This is a genomic window from Roseococcus sp. SYP-B2431, assembly GCF_004336745.1.
In the GTDB taxonomy this organism is placed as follows: Bacteria; Pseudomonadota; Alphaproteobacteria; order Acetobacterales; family Acetobacteraceae; genus Roseococcus.
On the sequence record NZ_SJXD01000022.1, the window covers coordinates 395,568 to 415,770 of the forward strand.

A 20,203-nucleotide genomic window follows, 5' to 3' on the forward strand; every position below is an offset into this window, starting at 1 on the left:
CAAGGAGAAGCACAAGGTGGAAGGCCGACATCGACCCGGGCAAGAACCCGTTACGGCTGCTTCCTTCCGGACCTGACCGGGTTGGCGAGGAGCCCGTCCGCGCCGACCTTCCGGGAGTGCATATAGCACGCCCCCCGCGCCGTTGCATGGGGGGGTTGGGATCATCCGCCCTCCGCGCCAGGCGAATGGCTCCGGATCCGGGAGGTTTCCGCCCCGGCGGGCTTCCGGCTCCGCCAATCCGCCATAGGAGGCCCATCCGCCGGAGGAAGCGAAAGGCACGGCCGTCCGGCGGAAACCTTCCCGGAAGCCTGGCGTTGCTCCGGCATGAGCGATCACAAGCCCGCCCTCACCGCGACCGAGGCCCGACAGGGGCAGCCCGTGAACATGACCCGCTGGGTCCTGATCGGCGGGTTGTGCCTGGTGATCCCGGCCTTCGCCCTCGCCTGGTACTTCCTCGCCCCCTGAGACCCCTCAGTTGGCGGGCAAGGCGGAGCATGGCAGGTTGCTGCCATGCTCATGATCCCTGCCAGCCGCGAGAACGTCTACACCGGGAGCCCGCTCGACCGGCTCTCGGGCAAGCGCGACGACGCGGAGTTCATCGCCGCCCAGCTCGCCGACGACGCGGCGCTCTTCGTGCCCGTCTGGCGCTCCCGCAGCCTGATGCGCGGCCTGGAGGAGGGCCGCCCCGAGGCCGTGCTGCTCAGCCGCGCGGGCGCCGAGGCCGTCCGCATGGCCGGCGGCCCCTGGGCCTTCCTCGGCCTGTGGGAGAAGCGCCCGGTCTTCGCGGTGGACTGCTCCCGCACGGACGATCCGCTGCCCCTCCTGCCGCCCGAGATGGGGACGTTCAGCGACCTGCGCGGCGTCGCCGGCCTGCTGCCCGAGGGCGAGGCCAGCGTGCTGGCTCATGCCCGCGGCCTCATGCACTGGCGGGTGAAGCACCTCTTCTGCGGCGTCTGCGGCAACGGGACGGAGCCGCGCAACGCCGGCAATGCCCTGGCCTGCCCGCATTGCGGCGCCCAGCATTTCCCCCGGACCGACCCGGCGGTGATCATGCTGGTCGTGCGCGGCGACCATTGCCTGCTCGGCCATTCGCACCGTTTTCCCAATGTAAAGATGTACTCGACGCTGGCCGGCTTCGTGGAGCCGGGCGAGAGCCTGGAGGAGGCAGTTCGCCGCGAGGTGATGGAGGAATCCGGCATCTCCGTGGGCCTCGTGCGCTATCATTCGTCGCAGCCCTGGCCCTTCCCGGCCTCCATCATGCTCGGCTTCTACGGCGAGGGGCTGACCGAGCAGATCGTCATCGATCCCGAGGAGCTGCAGGATGCCCGCTGGTTCAGCCGGGCCGAGCTGCGCGACCCGGCCGCCAATGGCTTCGCCCTGCCCCGGGTGGATTCCATCGCGCGGCGCCTGATCGAGGACTGGCTCGCGGCATGAAGCGCTTTCTCCCCGCCCCCATGCTCGCTTTCGCCCTCGCCGGCTGCACCGGCCTCGTGCCCATCACCGCGCCGCCCGTCATGACGGACGACCAGTGCCGCGCCGAGGCGACGAGCTCCCGTGACGTCCGCATCGTCTCGCGCGAGGCGAATTTCGAGAATTACGCCAATATGCGGCAGGTCCAGTCGGATCGGAACGTGGCGCTGCGCGAGGCTTACGACAATTGCCTCCGGGCCCATGGCCGGCCCGTCGGCGGCGGCGTGGAACCGGTGCGCCGGATCGATTAGGCTTCGGCCCCTGGTGAAAAACCTGCGCCGCGCCATCTCACAGGCGCGGAGGAGCGCCCCATGACCCAGCCGGCGAACAATCAGACGGCGAAGAACCAGTTCGGCGCCGTCCTGCGGCATCCCTGCACCGCCGCCTCGACCCCCTCCCTCCGCCTCTGGGCGCGCATCGTGGAAGAGGCCGCGGCCCTTGCCTCGGCCGACCGGCTGATGGCGGGGCCGGTGAGCCGCGCCGTGCTCTCTCACGCCTGCCTCGCCGAGGCGCTGGCCGCGCGCATCGCCACCCGTCTCGGCGACGCCGAGCTGGACGCGGCCGCCCTGCGCGACGTGGCGCGCGAGGTCTTCCTCGACCGGCCGGAGGTCGTGAATTCCGCGACGGCCGATCTCCTTGCGGTTCAGGACCGCGACCCGGCCTGCCCGGACCTCCTGACCCCCTTCCTGCATTTCAAGGGCTATCTGGCCCTTCAGGCGCATCGCGTGGCACACGCGCTCTGGCAGGCAGGCCGGCCGCACCTGGCCCGGCACATCCAGGCGCGGGCCTCGGAGGTCTTCGCCGTCGACATCCACCCCGCGGCCCGCTTCGGCTGCCGGGTGATGCTGGATCATGCGACCGGGCTGGTCGTGGGCGAGACGGCCTCGGTCGGCGACGACGTGTCGATCCTCCAGGGCGTCACCCTCGGCGGCACGGGCAAGGAGTGCGGCCAGCGCCATCCGCAGGTGGAGCGCGGCGTGCTGATCGGCGCGGGGGCTCAGATCCTGGGCAATATCCGGGTCGGCGAGGGCGCCAAGGTCGGCGCGGGCAGCGTGGTGCTGGCCGATGTGGCGCCCTTCACCACCGTGGTGGGCGTGCCGGCGCGGCCGGTCGGGCGGCATCGCGGGTTGCCGGCGCTGACCATGGAGCATGGGCTGCCCGAAGGCGAGGTTGCGATCACCGGGGACTGAGCGACTCGCCGCCGGGGCGGACGTCAGACGCCCTCATGCGCCAAGCGGAACGGGCTGGCCGGATAGGTTCCCAGGATCCGCAGCTCGCGCGAGAAGAAGCGCAGTTCCTCCAGGGCGCGGAACAGATGCGGCTCGTCCGGATGCCCGTCCACGTCGCAGAGGAACTGCGTCGCGGTGAAGTTGCCGTCGAGCATGTAGCTCTCCAGCTTGGTCATGTTCACGCCATTGGTCGCGAAGCCGCCGAGCGCCTTGTAGAGCGCCGCGGGCATGTTGCGGACGCGGAAGACGAAGGTCGTCACCGGGTTCAGCATCTCGCTGGCCGCCGCCAGCCGCCGCTCCCTCGTCATCACGTAGAAGCGCGTGGTGTTGTGCAGCGCGTCCTCGACGTTGCGGCGCAGGATTTCCAGGCCGTAGATCTCGGCGGCCAGCTCGCTGGCGATGGCCGCGTCCTCCATGGTGCCGTTCTTCGCGATCATCTCCGCCGCGCCGGCCGTGTCGGCCTCGATGACGGGGGTGAGGTCCAGCTCCTTCAGGATCTTGAGCACCTGGCCCAGCGCTACGGGATGGCTGTGCGCCTTGCGGATCGTGGCGAGCGTCGCGCCCTTGCGGGCCAGCAGGCAGTGCTCCACGCGCTCGAAATGCTCGCCGATCACGGAGAGGCCGGAATCCGGCAGCAGCCGGTGGATGTCGGGCACCCGGCCGGCCAGGCTGTTCTCGCAAGGCAGCATGGCGAGGTCGGCCTCGCCGTCGCGCACCGCCTTCATCGCCGCCTCGAAGCTCGGGCAGGGAAGGGTCGTCCAGCCGGGATAGGCGTGGCGGCAGGCCAGGTCGGAATAGGCGCCGGGAACGCCCTGGAAGGCGATGGTCTGGGACATGACTTTCTTCTTTCTAGAGTGCGATCCGATGAGGCGGAATCGCCGAAGCGGTGAATGGCCCTCTCAGTGAAAGCCGAAGCGTGATCCAGCGAGGCGGATCCTGCTTCAGCCGAGCAGTTGGCGGGCGCGTTCGAGATCGGCCGACGTATCCACCCCGAAGGGTCCATGGGCGACGCGGGTCACCGCGATGCGCATGCCCGCCTCCAGGGCGCGGAGCTGCTCCAGCCTCTCCCGTCGCTCCAGGGGGGATTCCTTCAGCGTCACGAAGCGCTCCAGCGCCGGGCGGCGAAAGGCGTAGACGCCGATGTGGTGCCAGCGCGGCCCGTCCCCCCAGGGAATGGGATTGCGGCTGAAGTAGAGGGCCGGCGCGACCTCGGCCTCGCCGTCGAAGGCGCAGGCGGCCTTCACGAAGGAGGAGGTGGCGGCCTCCACCTCGTCGGCGATGGGACAGACCAGCGTGGCGATGTCGGTGCCCGGATCGGCCAGGCCCTTCAGGACGGCCCGCAGCAGGGCAGGGTCCAGCGTGGGCATGTCGCCCTGCAGGTTCACCACCACGTCATGCGCGCCGAAGGGGTCGAGCTGCGCCAGGGAGCGCTGGACGCGGTCCGTGCCGCTCGGCAGGTCGTCGGCGACGAGCACCGCCCGGCCGCCCGCCTGCTCCACCGCCGAAACGATCTCGGCCTCGCCGGCGGCGACCGCCACGGGGCCGATGCCTGCCTCGCGCGCGCGGTCCAGCACATGGGCGACCATCGGACGGCCGGCGATGTCGGCCAGCGGCTTGCCGGGCAGCCGGCTCGCGGCCATGCGGGCCGGAATGATGACGATGGGGTTCACTGTTCGAAATCCAGGGATTCGCTCACGCGGGGGCGGTTGATGCAGGGCACGGGCGCCTGTATGGGGGAGGACGAATAAGTCAGGGTCCGGCTTCGCGCAAACGCCGTTGCCGGCGCCCCTCGCTCGGAAGGGTCTGCTAGGCATGAGCCTGGAGTTCAACAAGGGGTTCGCGGCGGTCCTGACCGCGGGCATCGTATTCATGGGCGCGGGCGTCGTCGGCAGCCAGCTGGTCAAGCCGCACCGCCTGCATGAGCCGGCGATCACCCTGGGCGCCGTGGCACCGACCGCTGCGCCAGCGGCGGCACCGGCCGCGCTGGAGCCGATCGGGCCCGTGCTGGCGGCGGCCAATGCCGACAACGGCCGCGCCATCGCCGGCCGCGTCTGCGGCTCCTGCCACACCTTCAACGAGGGCGGCCGTTCCGGCGTGGGCCCGAACCTCTATGGCATCGTCGGCGCCAACCACGCCCATGTCGCGGGCTTCAACTACAGCGCCGGCATGAAGGCCAAGAGCGACCAGCCCTGGGACTACGAGGCGCTGAACACCTTCATCGCCGGCCCGGCCCGCGCCATCCCCGGGACGCGCATGGCCTATGCCGGCATGAACAGCACCGCCCAGAGGGCCGACCTGATCGCCTTCCTGCGCAGCCTCTCGGCCAATCCGGCGCCGCTGCCCTGATCCGGGACGCATGATCGATCCCGCCTTCGTCGGGGCGGCCGAGGCCGCCGCCGACCTGGCGGGCGGGATCATCCGCCCGCTCTTCCGCTCCGCCCTGCTGGTCGAGGCCAAGGGCGACGCCTCCCCCGTCACCGAGGCGGATCGCGCGGCCGAGCGCGCCTTGCGCGCCTTCCTTTCCGAACGCTTCCCGACCCACGGCATCATGGGCGAGGAATACGGCACCGAGCGCGGTGACGCGGAATACCTCTGGGTTCTCGACCCCATCGACGGCACCCGCGCCTTCCTCACCGGCCGCCCCCTCTTCGGCACGCTGATCGGCCTGCTCCATCGCGGCGAGCCGGTGCTAGGCCTCATCGACCAGCCCGTGACGCGCGAGCGCTGGCTGGGCGTGGCCGGCCAGGGCACCACCTTCCGCAGCCCCCTCGGCGGGACCATCGGTCCCCGGGCCTGCGAATCCCTTTCGGTGGCGGAACTCTCCTGCACCTCGCCCGACATGTTCCCGGCCGGCGAGGCCGAGCGCTTCCGGAAGGTCCGCAACGCGGCCCGGCGCGTCACCTGGGGCGGCGACTGCTACAGCTACGGGCTGATCCCGCTCGGCCTGCTCGACGCCGTGGTCGAGACCACGCTGAAGCCCTGGGACTGGGCCGCGCTGGTCCCCGTCGTCGAGGGTGCCGGCGGCCGCATGACCGACTGGCGCGGCCAGACCCTCACCCTGGAGAGCCGCGGCGACGTGATCGCCGTGGGCGATCCGGCCCTGCTGCCCGAGATCGCGAGGCTTCTCGGCTGACGGGAAAACTTGTCCTGGGAGGGGGCCTCCCCCAATCTGTCCCGCATGAAACGCCGTGACCTCTTCGCCGCGGGCTTCGGCCTGGTTCCCTTCGCCGCCTCGGGCCAGAGCCAGGAGGTCATCCGCACCCACGCGCTCTCGCTCCTCGGCGAGCCGGCCCTGCCGGCGGACTTCCCGCATTTCCCCTGGGCCAACCCCGATGCCCCCAAGGGCGGCGAGGTGGCGCTGACGCGGCTCGGCAGCTTCGACAGCTTCAACCCTTTCATCCTGCGCGGCACCGCGGATCCGGGGATCGTGAACATCTATGACAGCCTGCTGATCGACAGCCCGGACGAGGCCAGCACGGAATACGCGCACCTCGCCTCCGCGATCGAGCTCCCGGCCGACCGCATGGGCGTCACCTTCGAAATCCGCGACGGGGCCCGCTGGCACGACGGCCGTCCGGTCACGGCCGACGACGTGGTCTGGACCTTCGACACCCTCCGCACCCAGGGCCGGCCCTTCTACCGCGCCTATTGGGCCGATGTGACGGAGGTGGTGGCCGACGGCCCGCGCCGCGCGGTCTTCCGCTTCCGCAGCAACGAGAATCGCGAGCTGGCGCTGATCCTGGGCCAGATTCAGGTCATGCCGAAGCACTGGTGGGAGGGGCGCGACTTCTCCCGCCCCTCGCTCGACGTGCCGCTGGGCAGCGGCCCCTACAGGCTGGAGCGCTTCGAGCCGGGGCGCAGCGTCGTCTACCGGCGCGTGGACGACTACTGGGCGCGCGACCTGCCCAGCAAGCGCGGCTTCAACAACTTCGATGTCCTCCGCTACGAGTATTTCCGCGACACCACCGTGGATTTCGAGGCTTTCAAGGCCGGCCAGATCGACTTCCGGACGGAGAACACCGCGCGCAACTGGGCCACGGGCTACGACTTCCCCGCCGTGCGCCGCGGCCTCGTGAAGCGGGACGAGATCCGCCACGAGCGGCCGACCGGCATGCAGGCCTTCGTGATGAACCTGCGCCGCCCGCTGTTCCAGGATGCGCGGGTGCGCGAGGCGCTGGGCCAGGTCTTCGACTTCGAATGGCTGAACGCCAATATCTTCAACGGGCTCTACACGCGCACGGCGAGCTTCTTCTCCAACAGCGAGCTCGCCTCCTCCGGCCTGCCGGCGGGCAAGGAGCTCGCGGTGCTGGAGCCCTTCCGCTCGCAGCTGCCCGATACGGTCTTCACCGTGGAATCCCGTCTGCCGAGGACCGACGGCAGCGGCAACAACCGCGACGGTCTGCGCCGCGCCCTCGACCTGATGCGGCAGGCCGGCTGGACCATCCGCGACCGGAGGCTGGTGAATGCCCAGGGCCAGCGCTTCGAGTTCGAGATCCTGCTGAACGGCCCCACCTTCGAGCGCATCGCGCTGCCCTATGTACAGTGGCTGCAGCGCCTGGGCGTGGAGGCGCGGGTGCGCACGGTGGATCCGGCGCAGTACCAGGTCCGCACCGACGCCTTCGACTACGACATGACGGTGGATGTGATCCCGCAATCGCTCTCGCCCGGCAACGAGCAGCGCGACTTCTTCACCTGTGCGAAGGCGCAGGAGAACGGCTCGCAGAACATCGCCGGCATCTGCTCGCCGGTGATCGATGCGCTGGTGGAGCTGGTGATCCACGCGCCGGACCGCGAGGAGCTGCTCGCTCGCACGCGGGCACTGGACCGGGTGCTGCTGAACGGCGCCTTCGTGATCCCGCAATGGCATCTGCGCGCCTTCTGGATCGCCTATTGGAACCGCTTCGGCCGGCCGGCCCGCAATCCGAAATACGGTCTGGGCTTCGACACCTGGTGGATCGACGCGGCGCTCGACCGGGCGCTGGCCGAGGCCAGGCGGACACTCTGATGCGTCAGCGATACACGCGCCGCGGAGCTTCCGCGCCGCCCCTTCACGCTGCGCGGCGCGCGCCGCTGCGCGATGGCGGCGGGCGCCGCCCCGCGATCGCGGCCTAGCCGTGGCTGCTTATCTCTTCCGGCGCCTGCTGCTGATCGTGCCGACGCTGTTCGGCATCATCCTCATCAACTTCGCCGTGGTGCAGTTCGCGCCCGGCGGGCCGGTGGAGCAGATGATCGCGGAGATCCGCGGCCAGGGGCAGGCGCTGGGCCGCCTCACGGGCGAGGGCGGCGGCGAGGTGCGTCAGCCATCCTCCTCCTCCAGCTCCGAGGGCAGCGGCTCCACCTATCGCGGCGCGCGCGGCCTCGACCCCGCCGTGGTGCGCGAGATCGAGCGCGCCTTCGGCTTCGACAAGCCGGCCCATGTGCGCTTCGGCGAGATGCTCTGGGGCTATCTGCGCTTCGACTTCGGCCGCTCGCTGTTCCAGGACCGGCCGGTCTGGACGATGATGCTGGAGAAGCTGCCGGTCTCCATCTCGCTCGGCCTCTGGTCGACGCTGATCGTCTATCTGATCTCCATCCCGCTCGGCATCCGCAAGGCGGTGCGCGACGGCTCACGCTTCGACCTCTGGACCAGCGCGGTGCTGCTGGTGGGCTATGCGATCCCGGGCTTTCTCTTCGCCATCATGCTGGTGGTGCTCTTCGCCGGCGGCAGCTTCTTCCAGTGGTTCCCGCTGCGCGGGCTCACCTCCTCCGGCAGCGAGGCCTGGCCCTTCTGGGAGCGCGCGATCGACTATGCCTGGCACATGGTGCTGCCCACCATCACGCTGGTCATCGGCGGCTTCGCCGGGCTCACGATGCTGACCAAGAACTCCTTCCTGGAGGAGATCAACAAGCAATACGTGCTGACCGCGCGCGCGAAGGGCGCGGGCGAGCATCGCGTGCTGTATGGCCATGTGTTCCGCAACGCCATGCTCATCATCATCGCGGGGTTTCCCTCGGCCTTCATCGGCATCCTCTTCACGGGCGCGCTGCTGGTGGAGATCATCTTCTCGCTCGACGGTCTCGGGCTGCTCGGCTTCGAATCCGCGATCCGGCGCGACTACACGGTGATGTTCGGCACGCTCTACATCTTCACCCTGCTCGGGCTGGTGATGCAGGTCGTGAGCGACTTCACCTACACGCTTGTCGATCCGCGCATCGACTTCGAGGCAAGACGCTGATGTGCGGCCTGCCGATCCTCCTCGCCGCGCTCGTCGGGCAGGACGCATGATGCGCGGCCTGCCGATCCTCCTCGCCGCGCTCGTCGGGCAGGACGCATGATGCGCGGCCTGCCGATCCCCCTCGCTGCGCTCGTCGGGCAGGACGCATGATGCGCGGCCTGCCGATCCTCCTCGCTGCGCTCGTCGGGCAGGACGCAAGATGATCCTCTGGAAGCAGGAAGACGGCAGCGTGATCGCCACGCCGCAGCCCGCCCATGCCGTCCTCTCCGGCCAGCTCATGCGCGTGCTGGCCGACCCGCCTGACCCCTTCGAGCCCGTCGTCACCGCCGCCGCGCAGCACGACTGCGGCTGGATGCGCTGGGAGGCCGATCCGGAGTTCGACGCCGGGACCGGCCTGCCGCGCGCCTTCAACGACCTCTCCGGCACCGAGCATGTGCCCCTCTGGGAATCCGGCGTGCGATTGGCGCTGGCGAGCTGGGGCCTCTGGGCCGGGCTGCTGGTCCTGCGGCACGGCTCCTTCATCTATCGGCTCGGCATCGAGCACCAGCGCATGGCGCCGGGCGACGACAGCCTCCGCGCCATGCAGGGTTATATCGAGCGCGAGAAAGCCTGGAGCGCCGCGCTGGCCGAAAGGCTGGGCGTGGGCGAGGCCCAGGTGGCCGCCAATTCCCGGAAGGTGGCGCTGGTGGACGCGATCGCGCTCGGCCTCTGCTGGGGCCGCGATCCCTTCGACTGCGGCGAGACGAAGCTGAAGCGGACCGGCCCCTTCGAGGCGATCCTCGACCCCTGGCCGCTCTCGGTGCCGGAGATCACGCTGGAGACCGAGGCGCTGCGCCTGAAGCCGCGCTACCGGGACAGCGGGGACATGCGGTCGGGCCTCGCCGAGGCCCCACGCCTCCCGCTGCGGTTCCGGCTGACGCAGGCATGAGTCCGCTAAACCGGCGTCGCATCGCGAATTTCCGCGCCAACCGGCGCGGCGCCATCTCGCTCGCGATCTTCGCGATCCTCTTCATCCTGACCCTCTTCGCGGAGCTGCTGGCCAACGACCGCCCGCTCGTCGCGCAGGTGGACGGTCATTGGCGCTTCCCCGTCCTTATCGAATACGCCGAAAGCGACATCGTCCCCGACGGCCTGCCCACCCAGGCCGACTGGCACGACCCGGAATTCATGCGCGAGGTCGAGCAGCGCGGCTGGGTGATCTGGCCGCCCATCCGCTACAGCTACGCCTCGGTCGTGACCGGGCTCACGGTGCCTGCGCCCTCGCCGCCTACCTGGAAGAACCTCCTGGGCACCGACGACCAGGCCCGCGACGTGATGGCGCGGGTGATCTACGGCTTCCGCATCTCGGTGCTCTTCGGCTTTACCCTGACCCTCTTCGCCTCGGTCATCGGCATCCTCGCGGGCGCCGTGCAGGGCTATTACGGCGGCTGGACCGACCTGCTCTTCCAGCGCTTCATCGAGATCTGGTCGGGCCTGCCGCAGCTTTTCCTGCTCATCATCCTGAGCAGCGTGATCGAGCCCGGCTTCTGGACGCTGCTCCTCTTCCTGCTGCTCTTCTCCTGGATGGGCCTGGTCGGCGTCGTGCGCGCGGAATTCCTGCGCGGCCGCAACCTCGACTATGTGCGCGCGGCCCGGGCACTGGGCGTCTCGGACGGCCGACTGATGTTCCAGCACATCCTGCCCAATGCCATGGTGGCGACGCTGACCTTCCTGCCCTTCATCCTTTCGGGATCCGTCACGGTGCTTTCCACGCTGGACTTCCTCGGCTTCGGCCTGCCTCCCGGCTCGGCCTCGCTGGGCGAGCTGCTGAGCCAGGGCAAGAACAACCTCCAGGCGCCCTGGCTCGCCTTCACGGGCTTCGCGGTGCTGGGCGGCGTGCTGACGCTGCTGATCTTCATCGGCGAGGGCATCCGCGACGCCTTCGATCCAAGAAAGCTGCCCGGGGGGCAGCGTTCTTGAGCATTCTTGTGCCCTCAGACGCCGGGCGGCGGCTCCGCCGCCTTGGCTTCGCCGCGCCAATGGAGCGCCTGGTCGTTGAGGATCGTGGGCGGCGCCGGCCGCCGTGCGGCCGGATTCTGGGAGGGCGTTGATGAGCTTGCTCGAAGTCCAGAACCTCTCGGTCGCCTTCCGCGGCAAGCGCGTGGTGCAGGGCGTCTCCTTCCACGTCGATCCAGGCGAGGTGGTGGCCCTGGTGGGCGAAAGCGGCTCGGGCAAGTCCGTCACCGCGCTCTCCATCCTCCAGCTCCTCGCCAATACCGGCTCGAACCCGGAAGGGCGCATCACCCTCGACGGCGTGGACGTGCTGAAGGCCGGCGCGGCGGAGCTCCAACGCCTGCGCGGCGGCACGGCCGGCATGGTCTTCCAGGAGCCCATGACCTCGCTCAACCCGCTGCACAGCGTCGGGCGGCAGGTGGGCGAGGCCATCACCCTCCACCGGCCCTTGCGCGGCAACGTCCTGCGCAAGGCCGTGATCGACACGCTGGTCCGCGCCGGCCTGCCCAATGCGGAGGAGCGGCTCTCCGCCTATCCGCACCAGCTCTCGGGCGGGCAGCGGCAGCGCGTGATGATCGGCGCGGCGCTGGCCAACGAGCCCAGGCTGCTCATCGCCGACGAGCCCACGACGGCGCTCGACGTCACCATCCAGGCGCAGATCCTAAAGCTGCTGACCGACCTCAAGAAGCGGCTCGGCATGGCCATGCTGCTCATCACCCACGATCTGCAGATCGTCCGACACCATGCCGACCGCGTGGTCGTGATGAAGGACGGCGCCGTGGTCGAGCAGGGCGCGGTCGGGACCGTCTTCGCCGACCCCAAGCACCCCTATACGCGCATGCTGCTCGCCACCGAGCCGCGCGGCCGCCCGGCACCCGTCGCGCACGATGCCGTGGAGGTGCTGGAAGGCGACCAGATCCGCGTCCACTTTCCGATCCGCAAGGGCTTCCTGCGCCGCACGGTCGCAGTGGTGAAGGCGGTGGACGGCGTGGACGTCTCGGTGCGCGAGGGCGAGACGCTCGGCCTCGTCGGCGAGAGCGGCAGCGGCAAGACGACGCTCGGCCTCGCGCTCATCCGCATGGAGGGGAGCGAGGGCGTCATCCGCTTCGAGGGGCGCGACATCCAGGGCCTCTCGCGCGGCGAGCTGCGGCCGCTGCGCGCGCGCATGCAGATCGTCTTCCAGGATCCCTACGGCTCGCTGTCGCCGCGCATGAACGCCGGCGAGATCGTCGGCGAGGGGCTGACGGTGCACGAGCCCGGCCTCAATGCCGCCGGCCGGGCCATCCGCGTCGGCCAGGCCCTGGAGGAGGTCGGCCTGGATGCCGCCATGGCCGAGCGCTACCCGCATGAATTCTCGGGCGGCCAGCGCCAGCGCATCGCCATCGCGCGCGCCCTGGTGCTGAAGCCGCGCCTCGTGGTGCTCGACGAGCCGACCAGCGCGCTCGACGTCAGCGTGCAGGCGCAGGTGGTGGAATTGCTGCGCGGCCTGCAGGAGCGACATCGCCTGGCCTATCTCTTCATCAGCCACGACCTGCGCGTGGTGCGCGCCATGGCGCACCGCATCATCGTCATGAGGAACGGCCGGATCGTCGAAGCCGGCGAGGCCGAGACCCTTACCCAAAGCCCGCGCGAGCCCTATACGCGCGCCCTGATGGCCGCCGCCTTCGAACTGCGCGCGGCCGAGGAGAAGGGCGGGCCTTGAGCGAGACCGAAGACCATCCCTGGGCCGGCCAGGAGCGCCAGAAGCTGCAGGAGCTGATGGATGCCGAGCACGTGAAGCTCGGCATCCACATCCGGAAGATGAACTCGCCCGGCAGCCCGGTGTACCGCACCTCCGAGAATGTCGTGCCGGCGGGCGCCATCCTGGTCAGCTCCTTCGCCGCGACGGCGCTGATCCATTTCTATGTCGGCGCCGTGATCCTGGCGATCGGCTGCACCTGGTGGCTGTGGAAGATCCTGCCGCAGATCCGCGAGGCGGTCTTCCTCCGCTCCTCCGCCTATGTGCTGGAGAGCGACGCCCATTTCGACCAGATGTGGGCGCGCGGCATGCTGAGTCTCTACGCCAAGCTGCCCGACGGCACCGCGCGCGCGGCCACGCGCCGCGACGACTGGCGCGCCTTCGTCCGCTCCCTGCACGGAATCTTCTGATGGCCATCCTGCTCTGCACCAAGACCGCCGCCATGAACGACTGGCGGGATGCGCTGCTGGCGGAGGATTCCTCGCTGGAAATCCGCCTCTTCCCCGAGGCCGGCGATCCCGCCGACATCGAGGCCGCCGTCTGCTGGAACCAGCACGACATGGCGGAGCTGCGGCGCTATCCGAACCTGAAGCTGATCGTCTCGATGGGCGCCGGCGTGGACCACCTGCTGCGTCCGCCGGGTCCGCCGCCGGGCATTCCGGTCGCGCGGCTGAAGGACCATCGCCTCACCACCGGCATGACGGAGTTCGTCGTGCTGAACGTGCTGCGCTTCCACCGGCAGGACCTGGAATACCGCGCGCTTCAGGCGAAGCGCGTCTGGGAGGAGCTGCCGGCGCCGGACACGGCCAGGCGCCGCATCGGCATCCTCGGGCTCGGCGAGCTGGGCGCGGCCTCGGCGCGGGCGCTGCTCTCCTTCGGCTTCCCGGTCTCGGGCTGGACGCGCACCCCGCGCGAGGTGGAGGGCGTGACGGGATTCCACGGCACCGAGGGGCTGGACGCCATGCTGCGCCAGACGGACATCCTCTGCTGCCTCCTGCCGCTGACGCCGCAGACACGCGGCGTGATCAACGCGCGCACGCTGGCGCTGCTGCCGCGCGGCGCCTTCGTCATCAACTCGGCCCGCGGAGGGCACGTCGTCGCGGAGGATCTCCTGGCGGCGCTGGATTCCGGCCATATCGCCGCGGCGGCGCTGGATGTCTTCGAGCCGGAGCCGCTGCCGGCCGAGCATCCCTTCTGGGGGCATCCGCGCGTGCTGGTCTGGCCGCATGCCTCGGCCATCACCATCCCGTCGAGCGCGGCGCCGCAGGTGGTGGAGAATCTCCGCCGGGCGCGCGAAGGGCGCGAGCTGATCAACCTGGTGGATTTCTCCGCGGGCTACTGATCCGAGGCGCCTCGCGGCTCACCCCCGCGTGATGGGCGTCGGATCCGGCATCCAACTCTGCCCGCGAGGAGGTCGCGGCGGGCCATGTCGACTCCAGAGCTGGGCTGTGCCGGCGGCCTTCCCTCTGGCGGCTCGGCGCGGGTCCGACATGCCATCGCGTTGAGCTTCCATGGGCGCGGGCGCTCGGGCAGGATGGGCGGATGGAAACGCGGCCGGCTGCCCTGGTGCTCGGGGCTGGGATCATGGGGCTCTGCACGGCCTGGGGGCTGCTGCGCGAGGGATATTCCGTGCGGGTGGTCGACCAGGCGCCGCCGCCCAACCCGCGCGGCTCTTCGGTGGACCATCACCGGCTGATCCGGCACGCCTATGGCGCGCAGGCGGGCTACATGCGGATGGTCGATTCGGCCTATGCGGCCTGGGACGAGCTCTGGGCCGATCTGGGCGAGGTACTGCACGTGCCGACCGGCGTGCTGGCGATCGACGAGGCCGGCGGGGAATGGCTGCGCGAGAGCCGCGCCGCCCTGCGCGCCGAGGGCCGGGCCGTGACGGACCTCTCCGCGCCCGAGGTGACGGCGCGCTTTCCCTACCTCGCCGGGGACGGCATCGCCGGCGCCTTCTGGTGCCCCGAGGGCGGGGTGCTTCTGGCCGAGCGCATCGTGGCGGCGCTGGCGAGGCATGTCGTCGCGCGCGGCGCCGTGATCGAGACGGCGCGCGCCGTGCGCGTGGATGCCGCCCATGCGTCGCTGGTGCTGGAGGATGGCAGCCGGCGCAGCGCCGAGGTGCTGGTCGTCGCGGCGGGCCCGTGGATTCCGCGGCTCCTGCCCTCTATCGGCCAGCGCGTGACGGCCTCGAGGCAGGTGCTGGTGCGGCTCGCGCCGCCGCCGGAGCTGGCGGAAAGCTTCGCCGGCGCGCCCATGATCATCGACCTGTCCGGCGGTTTCTACATGGTGCCGCCCGTGGCCGGGACGCCGCTCAAGATCGGCGACCACAGCTTCTCGCTGGAAGGTGATCCGGACGATCCCGACCGCACGCCCGATCCGCGCGAGGCTGAGCGCATCCTGGCGCTCGCGCGCCGGCGCATTCCCGCGCTGGACCGCTTCGCCCATCTGGGCGCGGCGACCTGCTTCTACGATGTCGAGCCGGAGGAACGCTTCGTGGTGGAGAAGATCTCCCGCCGCGCCTGGGTGATGTCCGGCTTCTCCGGCCATGGCTTCAAGTTCGGCGCGCTGCTGGGAAGGCGGCTCGCGGAGGCGATCGCGAAGCCGGAGCTGGAGGCGTTCCTGCCCGCATGGGCCGCGGGCGACGAGGTGATGGCGGCATGACGGCGCAGATCGAGGACATCCATTTCGCGCTGACGAAGCTCCACGCCATGCCCGATGCGGGGCTGGGCGCCGGCGACATCGCCGCGCTGCTCGAGGAAATGCGGAAATTCGCGATGGAGGTGGTCGAGCCCGGCCGGCTGGAGGCGGACCGCATCGGCGCGCGCTTCGAGAATGGCGCCGTCACCTGCCCGCCCGGCTTCCGCGCCGCCTATGCGGCCTGGATCGAGGGCGGATGGCAGGGGCTCTGCGCGGCGGAGGCGCATGGCGGGCAGGGGCTGCCCTTCGCGCTCTGGGCCGCGCTGAAGGAGATCATGACGACCGCCGACATGGCCTTCTCGCTGTGCCCCACGCTGACCGCCGGCGCCATCGAGCTGCTGGAGCGCTACGCCACGCCGGAGCAGGCGGAAAAATGGCTGCCCGAGCTGGTGAGCGGCCGCTGGAACGGCACCATGTGCCTCACGGAATCCCAGGCGGGGAGCGACCTCGCGGCGGTGCGCACCAAGGCCGAGCCCCTGGACAACGGCCACTACGCGCTCGCGGGGCAGAAGATCTTCATCACCTACGGCGCGCACGACCTTTGCGCGAACAGCCTGCATCTCGTGCTCGCGCGGCTGCCGGACGCGCCGGCCGGCTCGCGCGGGATCAGCCTCTTCGCCACCACCACGCTGCGCGCGGACGGCACGCCCAACGCGCTGCGCTGCGGCGGCATCGAGCGCAAGCTCGGCATCCACGCCTCCCCCACCTGCCTCATGCTCTTCGAGGGCGCCGAGGCCGAGCTGATCGGCGAGGCGCATCGGGGCCTGCCGGCCATGTTCGCCATGATGAACAATGCGCGGCTGCAGATCGGCATCGAGGGCGTCGCCGCCGGCGCCCGGGCCCTGCACCTCGCCGAGACCTATGCGGCCCAGCGCGTCCAGGGCGGCCGCCCCATCGCGCATCATCCCGATGTCGCGCGCATGCTCGCGGAAATCCGCGCCGTCACGCTGGCCGGACGCTTCCTCGCCCTGGATGCCGCCGTCGCCGCCGACCACGCAAGGCTCGGCGACGAGACCGCCGAGGCGCGGCTCGCTTTGCTCACCCCCATCGTGAAGGCCTGGTGCACCGAGCGCGGCGTGCAATCGGCCCATCTCGGCGTGCAGGTGCATGGGGGCACGGGCTTCGTGGAGGATACGGGCGCCGCGCAGGTGCTGCGCGACAGCCGCATCGCGCCGATCTACGAAGGCACCAACGGCATCCAGGCGCTCGACCTCGTCACGCGCAAGCTGCCGCGCGACCAGGGCGCCGTCCTGCGCGGCATGCTGGCCGAGGCGCGCTCGGCCGACATGCGGCTGGCGCCCGCGCTAGACGCGCTGGAAGTCGCGACGAGCTGGATCCTGGCCGCCTCGCCGGAAGAGGCCGCGGCCTCCGCCAGCGCCTATCTCGAGGCCTGCGGCTGGGTGCTGGGCGGCGCGCTGCTGGCCCGCGCGGCGAAGCTGGACGATCGTTACGCGCCCATCGCCGACTTCTATCGCGCGCGCCTGCTGCCGCGCGCCCAGGCGCATTGCTCGGAGATCCGGGGAGCGGCCGAGCTCCTGGCGCTGCTGCCTGCCGATGCAGCCTAGGGCATGGCCGCCCCGGGTGGTCATCGACGGGGCGCGAACCCTGCTGTCCGAACGCGCCAGAGCCCATGCAGCGAGAGTTCTTGCGCGCGGAGTCGGCTCCCGCATCCGTGCGGTCTCTTGCGCGTTCAGCGCGCGACCGCATCTGTCGTGAACCCAATATAGGCCTCCGCATGAACGCCCCGCTGCCCGCCCCCTCCCTGCGCCGCCTTCGGCCGCATGTCGCCGTGATCGGCGCAGGCCCTGGGGGGCTTGCCGCCGCCATGCAGCTGGCGGCCTCCGGCGCCCGGGTGACTCTCTTCGAGAAGGATGCCGTGGTCGGCGGGCGCACGCGCACGCTGACCTCGCCGGAGGGCTACCGCTTCGACCTGGGCCCGACCTTCTTCCTCTATCCGCGCATCCTGAAGGAAATCTTCGCGAGCTGCGGCGCCGACCTCGACGAGGAGGTCGACCTGATCCGCCTCGATCCACAGTACCGGCTGATCTTCGAGGGGCAGCCCGGCGCGACTCTCGAAGCCACCTCCGACATTCCGCGCATGGAGGCCGCCATCGCCGCCCTCGCGCCCGGCGACGTCGCGGGGCTGCGCCGCTTCATGGCCGACAACCGGCGCAAGCTGGAGATCTTCCGGCCCTTTCTCGAGCGCCCCTTCCTTCGCCGGCGCGACATGATGGTGCCGGGGGTGATGAAGAGCCTGCCGCAGCTTCGCCCGCACCGGCAGGTGGACCAGGACCTGCGCCGCTACTTCGCCGATCCGCGCGTGCGGCTGGCCTTCGGCTTCCAGACGAAATACCTGGGCATGTCTCCATTCAAATGCCCCTCGCTCTTCACCATCCTGAGCTTTCTCGAATACGAGCATGGCGTGTACCATCCGCGCGGCGGCTGCGGCGCCGTGAGCGACGCCATGGCGCGCGTGGCCGAGCGGCTCGGCGCGGAGATCCGGCTGGACACGCCGGTCGAGCGGATCGCCTTCGCCGGCCGCCGCGCGGTGGGCGTCGAGGCCCGGGGCGAGCACATCGCCGCTGACGCCGTCGTGCTCAATGCCGATTTCGCGCATGCCGTGCCCCGGCTGGTGCCCGACCACATCCGCAAGGACTGGTCCGACCGGAAGATCGCGAAGGCGCGCTACTCCTGCTCGACCTTCATGCTCTATCTCGGCGTCGAGGGCAGGTTTCCGCAGCTCGCGCACCACAACGTGCTGCTGGCCGAGGAATACCAGCGCAACATCCGCCAGATCCAGGCCGGCGAGCTGCCCGACACGCCCAGCATCTATGTGCAGAATCCCTGCGTCACCGATCCCGGCATGGCGCCGGAAGGACACTCCGCGCTCTACGTGCTGGTGCCGGTGCCGAACCTGCGGCACGGCTGCGACTGGGAGGCCGAGGCGCCCCGCTATCGGCGACTCGCGCTGGACCGGCTGAAGGCGCTGGGCCTGCACGACATCGAGCAGCGCATCCGCTACGAGCGGATGGTCACCCCGCAATCCTGGCAGGACGAATTCGCCGTGGGCTATGGCGCCACCTTCAATCTCAGTCACGATCTGATGCAGATGCTCAGCTTCCGCCCGCGCAACCGCTTCAACGACACGCAGGGCCTATATCTGGTGGGGGGCGGCACGCATCCCGGCTCGGGCCTGCCCGTCATCTATGAGGGCGCGCGCATCACCGCCAAGCTCGTGCAAGAGGAGCTGGCGCTGACGCTGCATCCGGTGACGGCATGAGCGCGCATGTCGTCGTGGTCGGCGCGGGGCTGGGCGGCCTCGCCGCGGCCTGCGTCGCTGCCGCGCGCGGCCATCGCGTGACGCTGCTCGACAAGAACCCCTGGCTCGGCGGCAAGGCCGCGCAGCTCTTCCTCGACGCCCCGGACGGCTCGGGGCGATTCCGCTTCGACATGGGGCCGACCATCCTCACCGTGCCGCGCGTCCTGCGCCGCATCTACGCCGAGGCGCGCCGCGACCAGACGAAGGAGCTGCCGCTGATTCGGCTCGACCCGCAATGGCGCTGCTTCTTCGACGACGGCACGCGCATCGACCTGATGGAGAATGTGGATGCCATGGCACAGGCCATGGACGGCTTCGCGCCGGGCACGGGCGTGGGCGACGGCTACCGGACGTTCCAGCGTGTCTCGAAGCACCTGCACGGCGTCTCCGAAAGGTTCTTCTTCTGGAAGTCGGTGGAGGGCATCGGCGACACGCTCGACGTGAAGCGGAATTTCTCGCCGAACACGCTGAAGGACGTGCTGGCCCTGCGCATGGGCCAGACGGTCGCGAAGGTGATCCGCGGCCATGTGCCGGACGAGCGCCTGGCGCAGATGCTGGACCATTACTGCCAGTATGTCGGCAGCAACCCCTATCTCGCGCCGGCGGTGCTGTCTTCGATCGGCGACATGCAGGCGAGCGAGGGCGTGTGGTATCCGGTCGGCGGCACGCGCGCGGTGGCGGAAGGGCTGGCGAAGCTCGCCGGAGAGCTGGGCGTAGAGCTGCGTCCCGACAGCGACGTGGCGCAGTTCGGCATCGAGAAGGGCGCGGTGACATCCGTCACGCTCGCCACCGGCGAGCGCATCCGCTGCGACGCGGTGATCTCCAACATGGACGCGATCCGCACCTACAAGGAGCTGGTCGGCGGCCCGGCGGGCGAGGCCTATGCGAAGAAGGGCTACGAGCCGGCCTGCTCCGGCGTGGTGCTCTATCTCGGGCTGAACCGCCGCTACGAGCATCTCGCGCATCACGACTTCGTCTTCTCGCGCGATGCGGAGGAGGAGTTCGACGCCATCTACAAGCGCGGCGAGCCGGCACCCGATCCCACCGCCTATCTCGCCGCGACGGCCGGTACCGACCCCACCAGCGCGCCCGAAGGGGGAGAGTCCCTGTATGTGCTGGTCCACACGCCGCATCTGCGCCCGCATCACGACTGGAACGAGCTCTTCCCCGGCTATCGCCAGAAGATCCTCGACAAGCTGAAGCGCACCGCCGGTCTGGACGACATCGAGGAGCGCATCGTCGTCGAGCGCCGCCTCACGCCCGTCGACATCCACGAGCGCTACCGCGTGCTGGACGGGGCGATCTACGGCCTCGCCTCGCACGGCGCCTTCACCGGCGCCTTCAAGCCGGGCAATCGCAGCCGCAAGGTCAAGGGACTCTACCTCGCCGGCGGCGCGGCGCATCCCGGCCCCGGCATGCCCATGGTGATGATGAGCGGCTGGATCGCCGCCGACAGCCTGGACCGCGACCTCGGAGGGCGCGGCATGGCCCCGGAGGCGGAGGCGGCCGGCCGGCGCGAGGCCGAGCTGCTCGGGTGACG

Annotated in this window: 19 protein-coding genes and 1 other RNA gene; 17 read left to right on the forward strand and 3 right to left on the reverse strand. The window is 70.4% G+C overall.

Going from position 1 to position 20,203, the window contains the following annotated elements; genetic code table 11:
• Nucleotides 1-15: 15 nt before the first annotated feature.
• Nucleotides 16-112: signal recognition particle sRNA small type (gene ffs, locus EJV46_RS09865), an RNA gene on the reverse strand.
• A 212-nt stretch (nt 113-324) separates the two neighbouring features.
• On the opposite strand from ffs, the gene EJV46_RS22765 reads away from it, so the two are divergent.
• Genes EJV46_RS22765 through cysE form a run of 4 tightly spaced genes read left to right on the forward strand, consistent with a single transcriptional unit; the run spans nt 325 to nt 2,660 of the window.
• Complete coding sequence (locus EJV46_RS22765) at nt 325-465, forward strand: hypothetical protein (protein WP_165585450.1); 141 nt, start codon at nt 325-327, stop codon at nt 463-465.
• 45 nt (nt 466-510) lie between these two features.
• Nucleotides 511-1,434, forward strand: coding sequence for an NAD(+) diphosphatase (gene nudC / locus EJV46_RS09870; protein WP_131548447.1), 924 nt, complete (start codon nt 511-513; stop codon nt 1,432-1,434).
• Nucleotides 1,431-1,721, forward strand: a complete 291-nt coding sequence (locus EJV46_RS09875; RefSeq protein WP_165585451.1) for a phosphoribosylamine--glycine ligase — start codon at nt 1,431-1,433, stop codon at nt 1,719-1,721. The genes nudC and EJV46_RS09875 overlap by 4 nt, the downstream gene beginning before the upstream one ends.
• Nucleotides 1,722-1,781: 60 nt before the next feature.
• Nucleotides 1,782-2,660 carry a serine O-acetyltransferase gene (cysE, locus tag EJV46_RS09880; protein WP_131548450.1) on the forward strand — a complete coding sequence of 293 codons (879 nt, stop codon included), beginning with the start codon at nt 1,782-1,784 and terminating at the stop codon, nt 2,658-2,660.
• Nucleotides 2,661-2,683: 23 nt separating this feature from the next.
• On the opposite strand, the gene EJV46_RS09885 is transcribed toward cysE, so the two are convergent.
• On the reverse strand, nt 2,684-3,535 hold the full coding sequence (locus tag EJV46_RS09885) for a prephenate dehydratase (RefSeq protein WP_131548451.1): 852 nt from the start codon (nt 3,533-3,535) through the stop codon (nt 2,684-2,686).
• 105 nt (nt 3,536-3,640) lie between these two features.
• Complete coding sequence (locus EJV46_RS09890; protein ID WP_131548453.1) at nt 3,641-4,369, reverse strand: 3-deoxy-manno-octulosonate cytidylyltransferase; 729 nt, start codon at nt 4,367-4,369, stop codon at nt 3,641-3,643.
• A 142-nt stretch (nt 4,370-4,511) separates the two neighbouring features.
• Here EJV46_RS09890 and EJV46_RS09895 point away from each other — a divergent pair, with 142 nt between their 5' ends.
• From EJV46_RS09895 to EJV46_RS09955, 13 genes are all read left to right on the forward strand, one after another.
• Complete coding sequence (locus EJV46_RS09895) at nt 4,512-5,045, forward strand: cytochrome c family protein (protein ID WP_131548454.1); 534 nt, start codon at nt 4,512-4,514, stop codon at nt 5,043-5,045.
• 10 nt (nt 5,046-5,055) lie between these two features.
• On the forward strand, nt 5,056-5,832 hold the full coding sequence (locus EJV46_RS09900) for an inositol monophosphatase family protein (RefSeq protein WP_131548456.1): 777 nt from the start codon (nt 5,056-5,058) through the stop codon (nt 5,830-5,832).
• Between the two features lie 45 nt (nt 5,833-5,877).
• Nucleotides 5,878-7,704 (forward strand): extracellular solute-binding protein, encoded by a 1,827-nt coding sequence (locus EJV46_RS09905; protein WP_131548458.1) that lies wholly within the window; start codon nt 5,878-5,880, stop codon nt 7,702-7,704.
• A 109-nt stretch (nt 7,705-7,813) separates the two neighbouring features.
• Nucleotides 7,814-8,914, forward strand: a complete 1,101-nt coding sequence (locus EJV46_RS09910; protein ID WP_131548460.1) for a microcin C ABC transporter permease YejB — start codon at nt 7,814-7,816, stop codon at nt 8,912-8,914.
• 199 nt (nt 8,915-9,113) lie between these two features.
• Nucleotides 9,114-9,842, forward strand: coding sequence for a DUF3891 family protein (locus tag EJV46_RS09915; RefSeq protein ID WP_131548462.1), 729 nt, complete (start codon nt 9,114-9,116; stop codon nt 9,840-9,842).
• The gene (locus EJV46_RS09920) at nt 9,839-10,873 is read left to right on the forward strand and encodes an ABC transporter permease (RefSeq protein ID WP_131548463.1); all 1,035 of its coding nucleotides are present in this window, start codon (nt 9,839-9,841) and stop codon (nt 10,871-10,873) included. Before EJV46_RS09915 ends, EJV46_RS09920 begins: the two co-directional genes overlap by 4 nt.
• Nucleotides 10,874-11,003: 130 nt before the next feature.
• On the forward strand, nt 11,004-12,608 hold the full coding sequence (locus EJV46_RS09925) for an ABC transporter ATP-binding protein (protein WP_131548465.1): 1,605 nt from the start codon (nt 11,004-11,006) through the stop codon (nt 12,606-12,608).
• Nucleotides 12,605-13,054 (forward strand): hypothetical protein, encoded by a 450-nt coding sequence (locus tag EJV46_RS09930; protein WP_240782493.1) that lies wholly within the window; start codon nt 12,605-12,607, stop codon nt 13,052-13,054. Before EJV46_RS09925 ends, EJV46_RS09930 begins: the two co-directional genes overlap by 4 nt.
• Nucleotides 13,054-13,986 carry a glyoxylate/hydroxypyruvate reductase A gene (locus EJV46_RS09935; RefSeq protein WP_131548467.1) on the forward strand — a complete coding sequence of 311 codons (933 nt, stop codon included), beginning with the start codon at nt 13,054-13,056 and terminating at the stop codon, nt 13,984-13,986. The genes EJV46_RS09930 and EJV46_RS09935 overlap by 1 nt, the downstream gene beginning before the upstream one ends.
• Before the next feature lie 200 nt (nt 13,987-14,186).
• Nucleotides 14,187-15,308, forward strand: coding sequence for an FAD-dependent oxidoreductase (locus tag EJV46_RS09940; protein ID WP_131548469.1), 1,122 nt, complete (start codon nt 14,187-14,189; stop codon nt 15,306-15,308).
• On the forward strand, nt 15,305-16,909 hold the full coding sequence (locus tag EJV46_RS09945; RefSeq protein WP_165585452.1) for an acyl-CoA dehydrogenase family protein: 1,605 nt from the start codon (nt 15,305-15,307) through the stop codon (nt 16,907-16,909). The genes EJV46_RS09940 and EJV46_RS09945 overlap by 4 nt, the downstream gene beginning before the upstream one ends.
• Nucleotides 16,910-17,079: 170 nt before the next feature.
• Nucleotides 17,080-18,624, forward strand: coding sequence for a phytoene desaturase family protein (gene crtI, locus EJV46_RS09950; RefSeq protein ID WP_131548471.1), 1,545 nt, complete (start codon nt 17,080-17,082; stop codon nt 18,622-18,624).
• On the forward strand, nt 18,621-20,201 hold the full coding sequence (locus tag EJV46_RS09955; RefSeq protein WP_131548473.1) for an NAD(P)/FAD-dependent oxidoreductase: 1,581 nt from the start codon (nt 18,621-18,623) through the stop codon (nt 20,199-20,201). The genes crtI and EJV46_RS09955 overlap by 4 nt, the downstream gene beginning before the upstream one ends.
• The last annotated feature ends 2 nt before the right edge of the window (nt 20,202-20,203 follow it).

Bases quoted from the DNA above. Each gene is read 5' to 3' on its own strand.
- EJV46_RS22765 (WP_165585450.1), top strand. From the start codon at position 325: ATGAGCGATCACAAGCCCGCCCTCACCGCGACCGAGGCCCGACAGGGG.
- nudC (WP_131548447.1), top strand. From the start codon at position 511: ATGCTCATGATCCCTGCCAGCCGCGAGAACGTCTACACCGGGAGCCCG.
- EJV46_RS09875 (WP_165585451.1), top strand. From the start codon at position 1,431: ATGAAGCGCTTTCTCCCCGCCCCCATGCTCGCTTTCGCCCTCGCCGGC.
- cysE (WP_131548450.1), top strand. From the start codon at position 1,782: ATGACCCAGCCGGCGAACAATCAGACGGCGAAGAACCAGTTCGGCGCC.
- EJV46_RS09885 (WP_131548451.1), bottom strand. From the start codon at position 3,535: ATGTCCCAGACCATCGCCTTCCAGGGCGTTCCCGGCGCCTATTCCGAC.
- EJV46_RS09895 (WP_131548454.1), top strand. From the start codon at position 4,512: ATGAGCCTGGAGTTCAACAAGGGGTTCGCGGCGGTCCTGACCGCGGGC.
- EJV46_RS09900 (WP_131548456.1), top strand. From the start codon at position 5,056: ATGATCGATCCCGCCTTCGTCGGGGCGGCCGAGGCCGCCGCCGACCTG.
- EJV46_RS09905 (WP_131548458.1), top strand. From the start codon at position 5,878: ATGAAACGCCGTGACCTCTTCGCCGCGGGCTTCGGCCTGGTTCCCTTC.
- EJV46_RS09915 (WP_131548462.1), top strand. From the start codon at position 9,114: ATGATCCTCTGGAAGCAGGAAGACGGCAGCGTGATCGCCACGCCGCAG.
- EJV46_RS09920 (WP_131548463.1), top strand. From the start codon at position 9,839: ATGAGTCCGCTAAACCGGCGTCGCATCGCGAATTTCCGCGCCAACCGG.
- EJV46_RS09925 (WP_131548465.1), top strand. From the start codon at position 11,004: ATGAGCTTGCTCGAAGTCCAGAACCTCTCGGTCGCCTTCCGCGGCAAG.
- EJV46_RS09935 (WP_131548467.1), top strand. From the start codon at position 13,054: ATGGCCATCCTGCTCTGCACCAAGACCGCCGCCATGAACGACTGGCGG.
- EJV46_RS09940 (WP_131548469.1), top strand. From the start codon at position 14,187: ATGGAAACGCGGCCGGCTGCCCTGGTGCTCGGGGCTGGGATCATGGGG.
- EJV46_RS09945 (WP_165585452.1), top strand. From the start codon at position 15,305: ATGACGGCGCAGATCGAGGACATCCATTTCGCGCTGACGAAGCTCCAC.
- crtI (WP_131548471.1), top strand. From the start codon at position 17,080: ATGAACGCCCCGCTGCCCGCCCCCTCCCTGCGCCGCCTTCGGCCGCAT.
- EJV46_RS09955 (WP_131548473.1), top strand. From the start codon at position 18,621: ATGAGCGCGCATGTCGTCGTGGTCGGCGCGGGGCTGGGCGGCCTCGCC.